The following is a 17,483-nucleotide window of genomic DNA, read 5'->3' on the forward strand; positions in this document are numbered from 1 at the left end:
CTCAAACAAAGGCGGGATTATCGTGAGAAAAATGTTGTATATGTTACTGACGGCTTTATTGTTTGTAAGCGCTTCATTGTGGGCGCGAGGAAGCGAACGGGTTCATGCGGCATCTCCGATTAAGGTAGCCGCGGTCGGAGACAGCATCACGGCGGGCGCCGGCGTCAGCAATCCATCCACGCAGAGCTACCCGGCAAGGCTTCAAACTTTACTTGGCGCGGGCTATGAAGTACGCAATTACGGAGTCAGCGGAACGACGATGCTGAAGTACGGAGACTCCCCTTATTGGAATACTCAAGCTTATAGCGACAGCTCGAACTGGAATCCGGACATCGTCGTTATTCAACTCGGCACGAACGACACGAAGTCATGGAACTGGCAGGCGCACGGCAGCGAATTCGTCGCGGATACGAAAGCGCTAATCGATCATTACCGGCAGTTGCCTTCCCATCCGACCGTCTATCTCAATCTTAGTCCTTACGTGTACGGCGCCAACGCTTACGGCATCGACTCCGCCGTGATGCAGAATCAAGTCGTGCCCAAGCAGTTGCAGGCGGCATCCGAGATGTCTCCCGCCGTCCCGGTCATTCACGTGAACGAAGCGACCCAGAATATGCAGCTCTATTTTCCGGATGCCGTCCATCCTAACGAGAGAGGAGCCGCCGTCATTGCCGAAACGGTTCGGCAGTCCATCGGGCCCGCACAGCCAATTCCAGCGGGCATGCTGGACAGGTCGGGGTGGACGGCTACGGCTTCCGCATCCAATGGGATCGAGAATCCCGGCAAAGCGCTTGACGATCTTCTATCGACCCGTTGGTCGAGCGGGACGGCCCAAACGTCCGGCATGTGGTTCGTCGTCGATATGAAAGGGCAGAAGACGTTTAACCAAGTGGTTCTGGACAATGCGGATTTATCCGCGGGGGATTATCCGATTCAGTATCAGCTGTATTTGTCCAACGACGGCAGCAATTGGGGGACCGCGGTAGCCTCGGGCGCCGGGGCCCAGACAGCAACGACGATCAATCTGGCGCAAAGCACCGCAAGGTACATCAAAGTGACGCAAATCGGCAGCGGACCTGCCTGGTGGAGCATTCAAGACTTCCGCGTGCTTTTGTCGAATGGTTCCACGCAACCGCCGGTTAGCACGGCGATCTGGTTCCAGAATTTCGAGGCGGGAACGGGGTTCTCCGCGGGGACTGGAGCGACTGTCGCGTCCGATCCGAGCAGCGCCAACACAGGCGGAGCGAAGAGCGTTAAACTGACGGTCAGCGCTTCAGGGGAACCGGGAACGGCGTCCAACAGCGTGAAAATTACGCCGCAAACGGGAGGAAGCGTCGACGCTACGGGGCAAAGCCTGCTCAATTTCTTCATCAAGGATACGCAGGGGGCCAACACGATCCGGGTTACGATCGTCGACAGCGCGAACGCGACATGGAACGGCTGGACGACGTCGAGCTCCGTTCAGAATCAATGGACGAAAATTTCGTTGCCGCTCGGTTCCGTCACGGGGATCAATAAAGCCGCTATCAAGGAAATCCGCATAGGGGAATGGAACTCAGGCGTCTACTACGTGGATGATCTCTATTTTGCCGGCGCGGCTTCCGATCCGGTACCGGCGTTCTCCCAGCAGCCACCGGTCAGCACCGCGATCTGGTTCCAGAATTTCGAAGCGGGAACGGGGTTCTCCGCGGGGACGGGAGCGACCGTCGCGTCCGATCCGAGCAGCGCCAACACAGGCGGAGCGAAGAGCGTTAAACTGACGGTCAGCGCTTCCGGGGATCCGGGAACGACATCCAATAGCGTGAAAATTACGCCGCAGGCGGGAGGAAGCGTCGACGCTACGGGGCAAAGCCTGCTCAATTTCTTCATCAAAGATACGCAGGGGTCCAACACGATCCGGGTTACGATCGTCGACAGCGCGAACGCGACATGGAACGGCTGGACGACGTCGAGCTCGGTTCAGAATCAATGGACGAAAATTTCGTTGCCGCTCGGTTCCGTCACGGGGATCAATAAAGCCGCTATCAAGGAAATCCGCATAGGAGAATGGAACACTGGCGTCTATTACGTGGATGATCTCTACTTCGCAAGCTCGACAACGGATCCGATACCATCCTTCTAAGTTACGAAGGATAGCTGAAAGTGCCCGCAGCCAACTTCTGGCGGCGGGCACTTTTGCTATGGAGACTGCGCCGTGCGCATTAACCGCTAAGACGACAATCCGAAGAACCGCGAACAATGAGCTCCGAATCGACCTTAAATATTTTTACGTCGCTGAATTCGTCATCGTTCATCTGGTCGATCAGTTTCTCCGCGATTACCGCTCCCATGGCATACTTGGGTTGGTTTACCGTGCTGAGCGTCGGATTCAAATATTTGCTGACGCGGTTGTTATCGACGCCGACGATGGCCAATTGCTCGGGAATCCGGATTCCCCGTTCCCGGCAAGCCCTGTAGACGCCTAATGCCATCTCATCATTGGCAGCATAAACGGCGGTAAACGTCAGTTTCTTGTCGAACAGTCGGATCATCGCCTCGTAACCGCCCGTTTCGTTGAAATTGCCGTTCTCCACCAATTCCGGCCTGAACGGAATTTGGTGCTCTTTCAGTCCTTTAAGATAACCTTCCAGCCGTTCGTAGCTGTCGACCGTCTCCGCGTATCCGCTTAGGAAGACGATGTCCCGGTAGCCTTGTCCGACAAGATGATAGACGACTTCCTTCGAGAACTTCACGTTATCGGTGAAAATGCACGGAACCTTATCATGCTCGATCCGCCTGCCGACTAGCGCGACGCTGTAGCCCTTGTCGGAGAAGCCGCTGATCTCGTCGTCCGTTAAAGACGGAGTGGCCAAGATCATTCCGTCGACCGTTCTGCTAAGCAGCAGATTTAGATAGGCGAGTTCCTTGTCCCGGTCATTCTCCGCGTCGCAAATGATGACTTTGTATTTACGGGAATAAGCCATATTCTCGATTCCCTTGATCATTTCGGTGTAATACGAAGCATTGACGTCCGGAACGATAATCCCGATCGTCATCGATTTCTGGGAACGCAGATTTTTGGCTACCGCGTTGGGGTGATAACCTAGCTCTACGATCGCCCTTTCTACCTTTTCCCGCGTTCTTGTTTTGACGCTGGCGTTTCCGTTCAGAACACGGGAAACCGTCGCGGCGGATACGCCGGCCTTGACCGCCACGTCAATAATTTTGATATCCATTTTTCATCTGCCTCGAGAAAAATATTTGTTTGACAACACATCCGTAGTTCTAATATAATTCAAAATGAAATCGATTTCAACAACAGATAATCTGGGTGGGTAGGAAAACCCTTGTTTTGTAAGGGGGGAGTTAGAGTCGTAAGGAAAGATCTGAGTGAGAAAAAAGAAATCGATTACTTTTATCGGGGGTGTCGCATATGCGTCGATTGGTAGCGGAGCTGGTTCACAATAGGGTGATGTTCTTGATGATTGCTCCTACGCTGATCTTCTTCTCGGTATTCGCTTATCTTCCAATGGTGGGCATCTATTACGCCTTCACCAATTTCAGCTTCGAGGGCGGACTGTTTGGAAGCGAATTCATCGGATGGCAGAACTTCAGGTTTCTCGTCGAGTCGGGCTCTTTGTGGTCGCTGACCAAGAATACGGTGCTTTACAATCTGGCATTTATTCTTCTAGGCAATTTACTTCAACTTGTATGCGCTATCTTTTTGGCGGAAATTCCGGGGAAGCTTTTCAAGAAGACGACTCAGTCCGTCATGTTCCTGCCTTATTTCATTTCATTCGTGCTCGTGGGGGCGTTCGTCTTTAACCTCTTCAACTCGGAGAACGGGGTTATCAACACGCTGCTGCAGCAGCTCGGTTTACCGGGCTATGATTTCTATATGCACACATCGCCGTGGAAATATATCATCGTGTTCTTCAGCATTTGGAAAGGGCTCGGCTACGGAACGATTATTTATTTGGCCGCGATCATGAGCATCGGCGACGAATATTACGAAGCGGCCAAGATCGACGGAGCGAATATATTCCAGCGCATACGCAGCATAACGATCCCGATGCTTGTGCCGACTTTCGTGCTCCTTATCCTGCTTAGCCTCGGCGGGATCCTTAAAGGCCAATTCGATCTGTTCTATCAAATCATAGGCAACAATGGCATGCTGTTCGAGTCCACCGACATTATCGATACATACGTCTACCGTTCCCTCGCAGTCAACTTCGATATCGGAATGGGGACGGCCGCCGGCTTGTATCAATCCTTTTTCGGGCTTGCGTTGGTACTGACCGTCAACTATATCATTCGCAAAACGCGCGAAGATTACGCTCTATTCTAGGAGGATAACCCGATGAAAACGGAACGATCGACACAGGTATTCAATGTTGCGGGTTATCTGATCCTTACGTTGATCAGCCTGCTCTGTCTGCTTCCTTTCTTGCTCATTATTTCCGGGTCCTTCACGGCCGAGACGGAAATTCTCGCTGACGGATTCAAGCTTATTCCGAACGATTTTACCCTATTGGCCTACAAAGCCGTGTTCAGCGAACCCGGACAAATTCTAAAGGCGTACCAAGTGACGATTCTGATCACGCTCTGCGGAACGCTGGTCGGTCTGTTCCTTACTTCGATGACGGGTTACGTCCTATCCCGCAAAGATTTCCTTTACCGCAACCAGCTGTCGTTTTTCATTTACTTCACGACGTTGTTTAGCGGAGGGTTGATCCCATGGTACATCCTCATCGTGCGTTATCTAGATCTGAAGGACAGCTATCTCTCTCTCGTGCTCCCGGCGTTGGTCGGGGCATGGAATATCATATTGATGAAAAATTTCATTAAGTCGATTCCGGAATCCATCGTCGAATCCGCCAAAATCGACGGGGCGGGAGATTTTACGATCTATCGCAAGCTGATTTTGCCCTTATCGACTCCCGGACTTGCCACGATAGGTTTGTTCATGGCTTTAGCCTATTGGAACGATTGGTTCAGCGCCAATTTGTTCATTACGTCCGGAGACAAGTACCCCCTGCAGTTTCTGTTATACAAAATATTGGCAAGCGCGGCCGTCCTCAAAACGAATATCGCGGGCAATTTGTCCGCCGATATGAAGCCGCCCGCGGAAACGCTCAAAATGGCCGCCGCGGTAGTCGTTACCGGCCCGATTATTTTCTTGTATCCTTTCGTGCAGCGTTTCTTCGTCAAGGGGCTCACGATCGGAGCTATCAAAGGTTAGAACCGGGACGCCGGCTAACATATAAATTTGACTGTTACTATGGGAGGAGTCAATGTATCATGGCACAGACGAAGAGAAAAAAAGCGGGAATAGGGATGCTTGCCGCTTTGTTACTGGCTACTACGCTAGCAGGCTGCAGCAAAGACAACAATAAACCTAGCGCGTCCGGATCCGCCTCGCCAAACGCATCGGCCAGCGGAAATACGTCGCCTGCGGCTAGCGAAGCTAACAAACCGGATATTTCCAAGAAAGTAACGCTTAACTGGTACTTGCTCGGAGACGCGCACAAAGATACCGAAAAGGTCGTCGCGGAATGGAACAAGATGCTGGAGCAAGATCTGAATACGACGGTAAAACTGAATTTCACTTCTTGGACGGATTGGCAGACGAAATACAATCTGCTGCTCACTTCCGGCGAGAAAATCGACATGATCTTCGCTTCTAGCTGGGCGGATTATTACAAATTCGCCAAGAAGGGCGCATTCATGGATCTGAAGGATTTGCTGCCTACTTACGCGCCCGAAACTTGGAATACGGTTCCTAAGCAAGATTGGGACGACGTTAGCGTAGGGGAAAGCATATTCGCCGTGCCAAGCACTTTCCCGGAATATACGCCGGACGGGATCGTCTATCGCGAAGACTGGCGCCAACAGCTGAACCTTCCGGAGATCACGGACTTGAATTCGATCGAAGCTTATTTGGACGGCGTCAAGAAAGCTAAACCGAAAGTGATTCCGATTAACGGCAAAGCATGGAACGAGCAATTTTATTTATTCCTTAGCAACTTCGACTTCAAGCAAATCGGCGGAGACAGCGGCCTCATCGTCGCGAAGTCCTACGATACGCCGCGCGATATCGTCGCCTACCCGTTCACTCAAGAGTTCGAGGATTGGGTAAAACGAATGAAGACTTGGGCGCAGAAAGGCTTCTGGTCTTCCAATACGCTTTCCGACCAGCAAGAAGCCGGCGACGGAATCAAGACAGGCAACGGAGCCGTCTATTGGCGTAACCCGGCGGGCGCCGGTGGTTTTATCAACGATCTGAAGAAGTCCAATCCGGATATCCAACTGGGATATTTCCCTTTCACTCGTTTCCATAATTACGCGACTCCGAACCTGTCGATCAACAACGGCATGGCGATTCCGAAAAGCGCGGCGAATCCCGAGCGTTCGCTGATGGTGCTCGACAAGCTGCGCAACGATCCGAAATATTTTAACTTGATGACTTATGGAATCGCGGGCTTGCATTATGACGATCTCGGCGACGGCAAGCATATCGTCGTTCCGGCTAAAGGCCAAGATCCGAAAGTCGTAACCAAGTACGACATCGCCAGCTGGGGCTGGCGTTACGAGCCTAACATGCGCAGCGAAGAAGGCGGTTGGGATGGCCTTGATAAGCTGAACGAGGAGTTCAAAGCCGAGAGTAAGCCCAATATTTTCGCACCGGTGCTGATGGATTATCAAGAAGTGAAAACCCAGGTGACGGCCGTTAACCAAGTGTTCCAGCAATACGGTCAACCCTTGATGATGGGACTTGTCTCCGATCCGGAGAAAGCGTTGGCCACTTATCGCGAGAAGCTCAAAAAAGCCGGAATCGATGAGTTGCTGGCTTACGTTCAGAAGCAAACCAATGCTTACCTAGACGAAAAAGGCATCCAATAAGGGTACGTTTCGATGAAGGGAGAGAGACGACGGTCGACCAGTCGTTCTCTCTCTTTTATTTCAATATTCGGGCGAAGGAGAGAACCTGCTTTGACAATAATAAGGCACGACAGTGAATACAACGGCATGGCAGAGGTCTGGTGGAGCTCGGAGCAAAATCCCGGCAGCCGGCAATGGTTCAGCCGTCCGGAAGAAATCCGTTACGCGCTGAGCCGAATGCCGGACATTCCTTTCTCGGCTCCTTCCGCTAGCGCATGCGGGACGACGATTCCGATCGATCCGGGAATCCAGCGGCAGGAGATGCTCGGCATCGGGATTTCGATGGAAGAGAGCACCGTCTTTAACTTGAGACGAATGTCGGAGCGGGCACGGGAAGACGTTATGGCGCTATTGCTGGATCCCGAGCGGGGGGCGGGCTTTAGTTTGGTGCGGGTCACGCTCGGCACTTCGGACTTTACCGGGCAGCCCTTCTATACTTATGACGATATCGAAGAAGGAGGGAGCGACTTCGAATTAGAGCACTTCTCCATTCGAAAAGATATCGAGCTCGGCATCGTCTCTACTCTCCGACGTATGAAAGAGATCTCGCCGGAATTGAAATTCTTTGCCTCATCTTGGTCGCCCCCGGCCTGGATGAAGACTTCCGGAGACCTGAAGCGCGGTATGTTGAAGGAGGGACGACAATACACGGATACATTGGCCAAATACTTTCGTATGGCGATCGAAGCGTACGCCGCGGAGGGAATTACGCTTCATGCGATTACGTTGCAGAATGAACCGCTGCTGGAGATCGATTATCCGAGCTGCCGCATGACGCCCGAGCGTCAACGGGAGCTGGCGCTCGCCTTAAGGAAGGAATTGGACGCGCGCGGGTTGGACACGGCCATCTGGATTTTCGATCATAATTTCAGCGATGCCTGGGAATACGCGGCTCCGATACTGAACGATAGTTCCGCGTATAGGGCGGTTGACGGAATCGCCTTGCACGATTACGAGGGCGAACCATCGGTCATGCGGGAGCTCGGTAGCGCTTATCCTCGCCATTCGATCCATCTCACCGAACGTTCTTTGTGGGGGACGAAAGGCGCGGACAGGCTTATCCGATATTTCAGGGAAGGCGCTTCAAGCTATAATGCCTGGGTAACGATGTTGGACAGCAAGTTCGGCAGACACCAATGGGTCGGCACGCCGGATCCCACCTTGCTCGTCCAAGATGCATCGAACCCTGACCGCATATGGGCGACGCCGGAGCTATATTTGACCGCCCAGTTTGCCAGATTCGTCCGGCCGGGCGCGCGTCTGCTCGGAACGCCTTACGGCTCCGAAGATACCGTCACGAATGCGGCTTTTCGCAATCCGGACGGCTCGACGGCTATCGTCGTCGTGAATCGGACTGCTCGAGAACAGACCGTCAGGATTTTAACGGAAGGCAGGCAACTAGAAACGGCCGTTCCCTCTAAGACGACGGCGACCTATGTATGGAAGGGAGCTTCGCAAGAAGACGCGGTACCCGATAATCGCATCATTCGTAAGTAGGGTAGGAACCAGCCGACGCGGGAAAGCTAACCGCGGGGCTGGTTTTTTTGGTATAATAATCGAATTACAGGAATCGCTAACCATTCTCGATCACGCATCTGGGACAGCGAATAGGGAGGACTAATTTTGCTCAAGCCAATCAGCATTAAAGTCATGAACATTATCCTTTACATTTTGGTAGCGATCGATTTAATCATCATTCCTTCCGTCATCAACTACGCCAACAAAGACGGGGCTACTCCGCCGTACGGAATCTTGTTCGCGGGTTTTGCCGCTTTGTTGCTCATGATTTATTTCGTTCGCAAGAAAAGGCTGGTTCCTTCCCTGCTCTTGTCGTTCGTCGTACTGATCTCTTCTATCATCGGTCAAATTCAACTCATGCTGTCGCTTATCCTCATGATGCTGTTTTTCTTGAAATCGACTCGCGACTATTTCAAATCCGCCGGTGCCGTCTCGACAGCGGAATCGGAAGCGGAAGAAGTAACGACTTCCGAAGCGGACGGGAACGACGTAGGCGAAGAGGCAGCCGTACAATCCGATGAAACGGCGGAGAGCCAACCGAAACCGCAGCTTAAGCTGCGCAAGGATCCCGAAATACATATTCGCGAAGCGACTCCGGAAGATGCGGACACGGTCTATTCCTTAATGATGATCGCGTTCGAGGAATACAGGACGGCGATACCGCCTTCCAGCGCGCTGCAGGAAACCGAAGAAGCGATCGAAGAAGCGTTGCGATCGCAAAGCGAGTCCGCCGCGATTCTATTCGAAGACGATACGGCTACCGCGATGGTTCGCTTCAAGATCGAAGGCGACGTCATTTATTTCTTCCGTTTATCCGTCGTTCCGAATCGCCGCAGAAGGGGACATGCCCGTAAGCTTGTCCAATGGATCGAGCGTCACGCGATTTCCAAAGGCCTTAACGTAAGCAGATGCAAGGTCCGTCAGTCGGTTCAGAACAACCTCGTGCTCTATCAGAACATGGGCTACGAAATCGTGGATCAGGAGCTTGTCCTGCGTCCCGAAGGTACTGTCAAAACGTTGAAGCTGGAGAAACAGCTTGGCGTCTAGATCGGACTCGCCTGGAAAGGCTTTGCGCAACGTCGGCATATTCGCCCATGTCGACGCGGGCAAGACGACGACGACCGAACAAATCTTGTATCGAAGCGGCAGGATTCGTTCACTGGGCAGCGTCGACGAGGGGACGGCTCAGACGGATTGGCTGGAAGTAGAACGCGCGCGGGGAATATCGGTTCGTGCCGCCGTTACCCGATTCGGGTGGAACGGCACCGAGGTTAACCTGGTGGACACGCCGGGGCATGTCGATTTCCTTTCTGAAGTGGAGCGCTCTCTTAGAGTCATGGACGGAGCGGTGTTGATCCTGTCCGCGGTCGAAGGCGTGCAAGCCCAGACCGAGGTCATCTGGCAAGCGTTAAGGGATTTACGGATTCCTACGCTTCTGTATGTGAACAAGATGGACCGGGTGGGCGCGGATCCGGATCGAGTGATCGACGATATTTGCAGGTTACTGTCCGCGGACGCGATTCCGATTCAGGCTTGGCAAGGTCTCGAAGCGGAGTTCGAGGGCGCGGTTAATCTATTGTCGTTGGAAGAGTCCCGGACCTCGAACTCGCAGATGAGGACGAAGGCCGGTGTACGCTTGGCCGAGAAGGTAGCCGAGCAGGACGACGGTTTGCTGCAGCTTTATCTCGACCGGGGGACGGTCGCGGATGCCGAGCTGCTCCCGGTTCTTACCGATAGCGTAAGGGAGGGGCGGCTGTTTCCGATCCTGTTCGGCGCGTCCAATCGGGGAATCGGCATTGGACAGCTGATGGATGCGATCGTCGATCTATTGCCGCCTCCGAAGGGCGAAGCGAACGCACCGCTGTCCGGGGTCGTTTTCAAGCTGGACAAGGATCCGGTGATGGGGCGCTTGGCCTACGTTAGATTGTATGGCGGAACGTTGCGCAACCGGGACACGGTTCATCACCGGGGGCTTGATATCCAAGAGAAGGTCACCCAAATTCGGAAAATGGACGGACAACGCAGCGAGGACGTCGGCGTTCTGAACGCGGGAGATATCGCCGTCGTGTGCGGATGGAGCCGGGTAAGGATCGGGGACATCATCGGGGAAGCGGCTGGCGTGCCGGGAGAAAGGCGAATCGCCGAACCGTTGCTTACGGTTCAAGCACATTGGCGGAACGATGCGGAGTATCCTGCGGTCGTCGCGGCGTTCCAAGAATTGGCGGACGAAGACCCCCATCTGGACGTGCAATGGCTGCAAGAGGACAGGGAACTGCATGTCCGCGTTATGGGGCCGATTCAAGTCGAGGTGCTCGGTCAAATGCTGCTTAGCCGATTCGGCCTCTCGGTTACGTTCGGGGCGCCTTCGGTTATTTACAAGGAAACGCCGGTACAGACGGCTGAAGGATTCGTCGCCTATACGATGCCGAAGCCATGCTGGGCGATTCTGCGGTTCGTCATCGAGCCGGCAGCGCGCGGAAGCGGCTTGAACTATCGTTCGACGGTTCGTTCGGAGAGACTGCTCGATAGCTATCAGAACGAGGTAGCTAGACGGGTACCGGAGGCGCTCGAGCAAGGGCTGAAGGGCTGGCCCGTCACCGATCTGAAGGTGACGTTAATCGAAGGCGAGCATCACGTATGGCATACGCACCCTCTCGACTTCGTCGTGGCGACCCCGATGGGCATTATGGATGGGCTCGTTCATACGGGAACGAAGCTGCTCGAACCGATGCTCCGTTTCCGCTTGACCGCTCCCGAGGAGTACGGCGGCAAGCTGATGAGCGAGCTCGCGACGATGCGAGGGGAGTTCGAAGCGCCCGAGACCCGCCAAGGCCGCATCGAGCTGGAAGGCAGACTTCCAGTCGCAACCTCGCTTGATTTTCCGGCACGGTTGGGTTCGATGACGAAAGGGCGCGGCACGCTGACGACATACTTCGACGGCTATCAGGATAGTCCGTCCGACGTGCATGCCGAGCGGACCAGACGAGGCGTTAATCCGCTGGATACTTCAAAGTATATTTTGGCTACGCGCAATGCGTTATCTCAGTAATTCGCTAGAGAAAAAGGAGCCGTCCGTTTAGGTCATGTGAAAATGACTGAACGGACGGCTCTTTTGTTAGATTTATCGCTTGCTAGTTCGTCGATACTTAGGCCCTTAAGCGTTCAAAACGAACTTCTCGAGCACGTGAGCGACGCCATCGTTGTTGTTGCTAAGCGTCACGAAGTCGGCGATTTCCTTCAGCGCGGGAACGGCGTTCTCCATTGCCACGCCGAGTCCGGCTGCTTGGACCATCTCGTGGTCGTTCATGGCGTCGCCCATCGCGATCGTCTCTTCCATCGGAATGCCGTAATGCGCGGCAAGGAAACGTAGCGCGTGTCCTTTCGTGCCTTCCGGGTGCATGAACTCGAGGTAGTTCGGCTTCGATTTCGTCAAGTGCACCCGGCTGCCGAACCGGGCCTTCAATTCCGGCAGCAACGCGTCGAGCTTCGCGGGCTCGTCGATAATGAGCAGCTTCGTCTGCCGATCGCTTGCTACGATGCGCGAGAAATCGGCTTCGATCGTGTACGGAATTTTGGATTGTGCGGCGTAACCTTTGATTTTATCGTTGTCTTCGGAAACGTAGAGCTTATCGTCGATATAGCTCTGCAAGTGAAGGCTGTTCGTCTGGCAATAGTCGTTCAATTCGAGGGCGACTTCGACAGGAACGGAACGCTCGTACAAAACTTCCTCGTCAAGCAGGTTCTTAATGAGCGAACCTTGGTAAGTAATAATAGGGACGTTAAGTCCAACTTGCCTGGCGATTTTCTGGGCGGAGTCGAACATTCTGCCCGTCGCGATCGTCAGGTGAGCTCCTTGGGCGATTGCTGCGGTCATCGCTTGGCGCGTCGCTTCGGATACGGTAAGCTCGTCTGTCAATAACGTGTCGTCTAAATCCATGGCGATAAGGCGGTAAGGCATCTGTAGTTTCTCCCTCTCTGTCTCTGGAATATCGTTTTATTGTATCGCAAATCTCGCACAGCGTCTTCTATATACGGCTTGTAAAGGTGAAAAAGAACGTTACGTCGAATTATTATCTCTCTTCATGGCTTCCGCATTGTCACAATCGAGCGGGCTTAACCCATGCAACATAACCCCTGATCGTATCGTTTTACTATTAGATAAGGAGGTTGTTACGATGACATTTCGCTCTAATTCAATCGTGATCCTAACCGCGTTAACTCTAGTTCTCGGCGGTTGCGGAGTCAATAATACCGGATCCGACAGCCCGACGGAGTCCGCTTTTCCTTCGCCCTCCAAGGCATCCCCGTCGGAGTCCTCGTCACCGTCGCCCAGCCAAGACCAAAGCCCGACGATCCTTAACGAATTCCGGCAGCTTGCTTCTTCGAATCCTTCCGCCGACAAACTGGTCGCTTCGCTGAAAAAGGGGATCGGCCAGGTACGGCAAGAGCAAGCGGATGAAATGATGCGCGCGTTGGAAAGCTACTACGTAAAAAACCTGCCTGAACTAGAGAAAAAATTCGATGCGGACAACGTCCAACGGAAGCTTTCTTCGCTGTTATGGCCGATCGACGAGCAGCAGATCGACGCTTTGACGGACGATTCGTTTAAGCAGCTCTTGAAGACGACGATCGCCGGGGGTTACAAGCTGGAGACGTCGGAAGGATACTTTTTCCCGATCGTGGATTACGGGAAGCTCTTGACGTACGGGGATCAAACGACGTCAACGGCTATGAAAGCTTATCTCGGAGTTCTGGCCCTGGAGTCCGATAACGCATCCGCGGGCGATGGCGGCCTAATCATCTCGTTGGATGAATTGGAAGACCGAGCGCTAGCGGCGGAGAGCTACGTAGTAACCTTTCCGGACACGCCCGAGAGAACCAAGGTCGAAGATCGCTTCGTCAATTATTTGAGCATGTATTTGATCGGCTTGGATAATACGCCGATATTCGATTACGAGACGTTTCATCTGTTGCCCGAAGTGAAGAAGCAATACGAACAAATGGCGGCGGACCATGGAGGTACGGTAATCGGACAGCTGACCGAGCAGCTGCTTCAGATCGCTGCCGAGTCCAAGGACGCTTTGTTCGTTAAAGACAAAAACGGAGAGCAGAAGGATATTCCCGCCGTGAAGCAATTCCGGGACCAATTGGAGGCGAAGGCCCGCTCGCTGTTGGCAGCTGGGAAAAAATAAACGGTTTTCCCTATCCACGCTAGGCAGGAATAGATGCGATCCGTGACGAATATAAAAGTTTAGAAATCGTTTTCTATAACGGATCAAAACATGCGTGGAGGGGTTTATTTTGGCAAAAATCGATTTTCCGAAGGATTTCGTCTGGGGGACCGCTACGGCATCCTATCAGATCGAAGGAGCTTATCAAGAAGACGGACGAGGCTTATCGATCTGGGATACTTTCTCCCATACTTCCGGCAAAGTATTTAACGACGATAACGGCGACGTCGCGTGCGATAGCTACCACCGTTACGAAGAAGATATCGCTCTTCTGAAGAAATTGGGCGTTAAGGCGTACCGTTTCTCGATCGCATGGCCGCGTATTTTTCCGCAAGGGACGGGCGAAGTCAACGAGAAAGGCTTGGATTACTATCGCCGGGTCGTAGACGCGTTGATCGCGGCGGGTATCGAGCCCTGCGTAACGCTGTACCACTGGGATCTCCCGCAAGCCTTGCAAGACAAGGGCGGCTGGGATAACCGCGATACGATCGACGCGTTCGTGAACTATGCGGAAGTCGTATTCAAAGCCTTCGACGGCAAGATCAAGCAATGGATTACGTTCAACGAAACCTGGTGCGTGTCTTTCTTGTCCAACTATATCGGCGCCCATGCCCCGGGTAACACGGATTTGCAGCTCGCGATCAACGTCGCCCATCACTGCATGGTCGCGCACGGCGAAGCGGTCAAGAAGTTCCGCGCGCTCGGCATTCAAGGCGAGATCGGCACGACGCATAACCTGTATTGGTTCGAGCCGTATACGACGAAGCCGGAAGACGCGGAAGCCGCGCGCCGGAACAGGGCGTACAATAACGAGTGGTTCATGGAACCGACGTTTAAGGGGACTTATCCGCAGTTCATGGTCGACTGGTTCAAGACGAAGGGCGCATCCGTTCCGATCTTGCCGGGCGATATGGAGGCGATCTCGCAGAAGATCGATTTCATCGGCGTGAACTTCTATAGCGGCGGCTTCGGACGTTACAAGAAAGACGAAGGGCTGTTCGACTGCGAAGAAGTGCAAATCGGCTTCGATAAAACGTATATGGACTGGAACGTGTATGCGGACGGTCTTTACAAAGTATTGTCTTGGGCTCATGAAGAGTACGGCGATACGCCGATCTACATTACGGAGAACGGCGCTTGCTATGAAGACGTTCTAACCGAAGACAATCGCGTGCATGACGAGCTTCGGAAGGAATACTTCAAGAAGCACTTTATTCAGTGCCACCGCCTGATCGAATCCGGAGTGCCTCTTAAGGGTTACTTCGCATGGTCGTTGCTCGATAACTTCGAGTGGGCGGAAGGCTACCGCAAGCGGTTCGGCATCGTGTATACGAACTACGAGACGCTTGAGCGTCATCCGAAGGATAGCTATTATTTCATTCAGGACGTCATCAAGAATGACGGTTTAGAAGCATAAACGAAGAGCTAAAAGCGAAAAAAGAAAGCGCCGGTCATGCGGACCGGCGCTTTTTGGCTTTCGTCAGTAAGTGAAAGCGGGAAAACGACTGCGAAAAAAGGGATTTACCCCTTTCTAATTGAAGTTATTACCAGGAGCTATAACTCTCACATGGAGGGGAAGTGACCGGACGTTATGTCGATGGAGGAACGACCTCACAGTATAGCAAGCGAAATTGATCGAGTAGAACAGCATTATCTCGTAGGTCGAGATCAGGAAGTCCAGACGTTCCTTGAACGATTGGTAGCTGGTCCCTCAGATAGACGAATCGTTAATCTGTACGGTACAGGCGGAGTGGGGAAAAGCTATTTACTGGACGAATTTCGGCGACTTTCCGAGAAAGCGCTAGTCAAGTTCCTCTTGCTGGACGGCCATAGTTTCTCGCAGAATCCCGCAGTATTTTGCCTGCATCTTTTACGCTTGCTTCGCTATCCTGAACCTATCATACAAAAAACGCGAACGGATGCCAGCTTGCTGAAGGAGTTTTGCCTGAATGCGATTCAGAAAGCCTCCGAGCAGGGTAGGATCGTTCTCGCCTTGGATACTTTTGAAGAGTTTGGGGAAATGCAGCTTTGGCTAAGAGACGAGTTCGTAGCCCATCTTGGCTCTAACATCCTTGTGATAATATCCGGCAGGTTTCCGTTGCAGGGAATATGGCAATCTTCGCCCGCATGGCGGCAGCTGATATACAGTATGCCGCTTGCCGATCTGGATTACGAAGCCGTCAAACAATACCTGGATCGTTCGGGAATTAAGCAGATCGAGAAGATTCGCAGCATTTGGTCGCAAACAAGAGGGCATCCCTTGACCTTGTCTCTGCTCGTATCGACTACATTGGCCAAAAGCTCGCGGAAATCCGCGTTTGCCGAGGGTCAAGATGTCTTTTCCCGCGTCTTGGAAACTTGGTTAAAAGAGGTTCCGCATCACGATATGCGGGAATTGGTAGAGGCGGCGGCCGTTCTAAGGCACTTTAATCAGGAACTACTGAGCTTCATCATGGAGAAGCAAATTACGACGGAACAATTTTTGAAGCTGACGGGATATTCTTTTATCAGAAGGTTAGACCGAGGTTGGATGCTGCACGATTTGTTGCGGGATGCCATAGGCCATGGATTGCGTCTGCGAAGGCCGGAATATTACGACAAATTATGGAAGCGATGTATTTTGCATTATTACCTCAATCTGAAGCAATCGATCCAGAAAAAGCAGGTTGCTTGGGAGAGCGCGGAGTGGGTTTATTATACCGGGGATCAGTTGATCCGAACGCTCTTCTATCAACAATCCGTTTCTTATCGATTGGAACCGCTTGAACCCTCGAATTGGGCCGAAGCCGAGCGGTATATGGAAAGTCGCCTGCGCTGCGTCAAGGACGTACTCATTAAACATGCGAACCTGGAGATGAACGAACGATTCGATTATGTCATAACGGCCGAAGAAAGCCTAAAATGCTGGAAGCATGTTAGCTTACGGGAATTATACGATTTGGACCGGGGAAGCGTTAAGCTGATCCGGGATTCTCAAGACGAAATATGCGGCATGTCGGTCATTATACCGATCCATGAACAAACGTTGGAATACTTAAAATCTAAACCTCTATCCTCTGCGTATTTCTCCAATCTATCCGAATCCAGACTCAAAGAGCTTAGGACTCCAAGCGATTCCAAAGCCGGTTATTTCGTTGCGTCGATCGACGTCCGAGACTACGCCGATGTATCCATGCGACAGGCTGCCGGGTTAACTTTCATCAGTTACATGCTGTCCGCCGGTTTTGTCGTAACGACCTCCCCGGTTATTCCTTTTTTTCACGCCATTTTTCAAAGCCTGGGGCTCGAGAAAGCAAAAAATATCGTTCACTTCGATTACGACGATCAGAAGCCAACCCCGTATTTCGTCTTGGATACAAGAGGAGAAAAGCTTCAACAATACTTGAATAAAATGATTGCTGCGTTCGGCCTTCCGAAGGAACAAGACGATGAGGATGAACGACTGCTGCTTTTGTCTATGCGGGAAAAAGAAGTTGTCGAGCTATTGATAAAAGGAGACTCTAACCTGGAAATCGCCGGACGGCTTTGTCTCAGCGAAGCAACGGTGAAAAAGCATATTTCCAACGTTTTTAGAAAGCTGCATGTCAAAAATCGCGTGCAATTGTTAAACATATTTAAGGGAAATCAATAAGCAAAACTTGAAGACACGTTTAGGTAGGCATTCATTACCGCCCTGCCGGGACTGTGTCTTTTTGTTGCGCCCTAATGCCGTACTTTCTACTTCGCTACTACTATATTACGACTTTCGGTTAATTTTTTTGGATTTCGCGCGATGGTACGATTAGAAAAATACGGCTGAAGAAACCGGCAATT

At 52.4% G+C, this 17,483-nt stretch carries 12 protein-coding genes; 10 read left to right on the plus strand and 2 right to left on the minus strand.

Annotated features, from left to right (window positions below; translation table 11 throughout):
• Nucleotides 1–31 precede the first annotated feature (31 nt).
• Nucleotides 32–2,122 carry a GDSL-type esterase/lipase family protein gene (locus D7Z26_RS10715; RefSeq protein WP_233566878.1) on the plus strand — a complete coding sequence of 697 codons (2,091 nt, stop codon included), beginning with the start codon at nucleotides 32–34 and terminating at the stop codon, nucleotides 2,120–2,122.
• A 79-nt stretch (nucleotides 2,123–2,201) separates the two neighbouring features.
• Here D7Z26_RS10715 and D7Z26_RS10720 read toward each other — a convergent pair whose 3' ends face one another.
• Nucleotides 2,202–3,215 carry a LacI family DNA-binding transcriptional regulator gene (locus D7Z26_RS10720; protein ID WP_120976713.1) on the minus strand — a complete coding sequence of 338 codons (1,014 nt, stop codon included), beginning with the start codon at nucleotides 3,213–3,215 and terminating at the stop codon, nucleotides 2,202–2,204.
• Nucleotides 3,216–3,412: 197 nt separating this feature from the next.
• On the opposite strand from D7Z26_RS10720, the gene D7Z26_RS10725 reads away from it, so the two are divergent.
• The 6 genes from D7Z26_RS10725 to D7Z26_RS10750 all read left to right on the plus strand — a co-directional run bounded on the left by D7Z26_RS10725 (nucleotide 3,413) and on the right by D7Z26_RS10750 (nucleotide 11,488).
• Entirely contained in the window at nucleotides 3,413–4,327 is a 915-nt protein-coding gene (locus D7Z26_RS10725; protein WP_120976715.1) for an ABC transporter permease, read from the plus strand.
• A 12-nt stretch (nucleotides 4,328–4,339) separates the two neighbouring features.
• Entirely contained in the window at nucleotides 4,340–5,221 is an 882-nt protein-coding gene (locus D7Z26_RS10730; RefSeq protein WP_120976717.1) for a carbohydrate ABC transporter permease, read from the plus strand.
• 59 nt (nucleotides 5,222–5,280) lie between these two features.
• Nucleotides 5,281–6,882 carry an extracellular solute-binding protein gene (locus D7Z26_RS10735; RefSeq protein WP_233566799.1) on the plus strand — a complete coding sequence of 534 codons (1,602 nt, stop codon included), beginning with the start codon at nucleotides 5,281–5,283 and terminating at the stop codon, nucleotides 6,880–6,882.
• A gap of 90 nt (nucleotides 6,883–6,972) precedes the next feature.
• Nucleotides 6,973–8,418, plus strand: coding sequence for a glycoside hydrolase family 30 protein (locus D7Z26_RS10740; RefSeq protein ID WP_233566801.1), 1,446 nt, complete (start codon nucleotides 6,973–6,975; stop codon nucleotides 8,416–8,418).
• Nucleotides 8,419–8,544: 126 nt separating this feature from the next.
• Nucleotides 8,545–9,486 carry a GNAT family N-acetyltransferase gene (locus tag D7Z26_RS10745; RefSeq protein WP_120976719.1) on the plus strand — a complete coding sequence of 314 codons (942 nt, stop codon included), beginning with the start codon at nucleotides 8,545–8,547 and terminating at the stop codon, nucleotides 9,484–9,486.
• Nucleotides 9,476–11,488, plus strand: coding sequence for an elongation factor G (locus D7Z26_RS10750; protein ID WP_120976720.1), 2,013 nt, complete (start codon nucleotides 9,476–9,478; stop codon nucleotides 11,486–11,488). Before D7Z26_RS10745 ends, D7Z26_RS10750 begins: the two co-directional genes overlap by 11 nt.
• Nucleotides 11,489–11,593: 105 nt before the next feature.
• On the opposite strand, the gene D7Z26_RS10755 is transcribed toward D7Z26_RS10750, so the two are convergent.
• The gene (locus D7Z26_RS10755; protein ID WP_120976723.1) at nucleotides 11,594–12,397 is read right to left on the minus strand and encodes a Cof-type HAD-IIB family hydrolase; all 804 of its coding nucleotides are present in this window, start codon (nucleotides 12,395–12,397) and stop codon (nucleotides 11,594–11,596) included.
• A gap of 217 nt (nucleotides 12,398–12,614) precedes the next feature.
• Here D7Z26_RS10755 and D7Z26_RS10760 point away from each other — a divergent pair, with 217 nt between their 5' ends.
• From D7Z26_RS10760 to D7Z26_RS10770, 3 genes are all read left to right on the plus strand, one after another.
• Complete coding sequence (locus tag D7Z26_RS10760; RefSeq protein WP_120976725.1) at nucleotides 12,615–13,631, plus strand: hypothetical protein; 1,017 nt, start codon at nucleotides 12,615–12,617, stop codon at nucleotides 13,629–13,631.
• Between the two features lie 109 nt (nucleotides 13,632–13,740).
• The gene (locus D7Z26_RS10765) at nucleotides 13,741–15,087 is read left to right on the plus strand and encodes a GH1 family beta-glucosidase (protein WP_120976727.1); all 1,347 of its coding nucleotides are present in this window, start codon (nucleotides 13,741–13,743) and stop codon (nucleotides 15,085–15,087) included.
• A 180-nt stretch (nucleotides 15,088–15,267) separates the two neighbouring features.
• A complete protein-coding gene (locus tag D7Z26_RS10770; RefSeq protein ID WP_158602261.1) occupies nucleotides 15,268–17,301 on the plus strand; it encodes a helix-turn-helix transcriptional regulator in 2,034 nt (677 codons plus the stop codon).
• Nucleotides 17,302–17,483 lie beyond the last annotated feature (182 nt).

The sequence above is a fragment of the Cohnella endophytica genome, from assembly GCF_003628305.1.
In the GTDB taxonomy this organism is placed as follows: Bacteria; Bacillota; Bacilli; order Paenibacillales; family Paenibacillaceae; genus Cohnella; species Cohnella endophytica.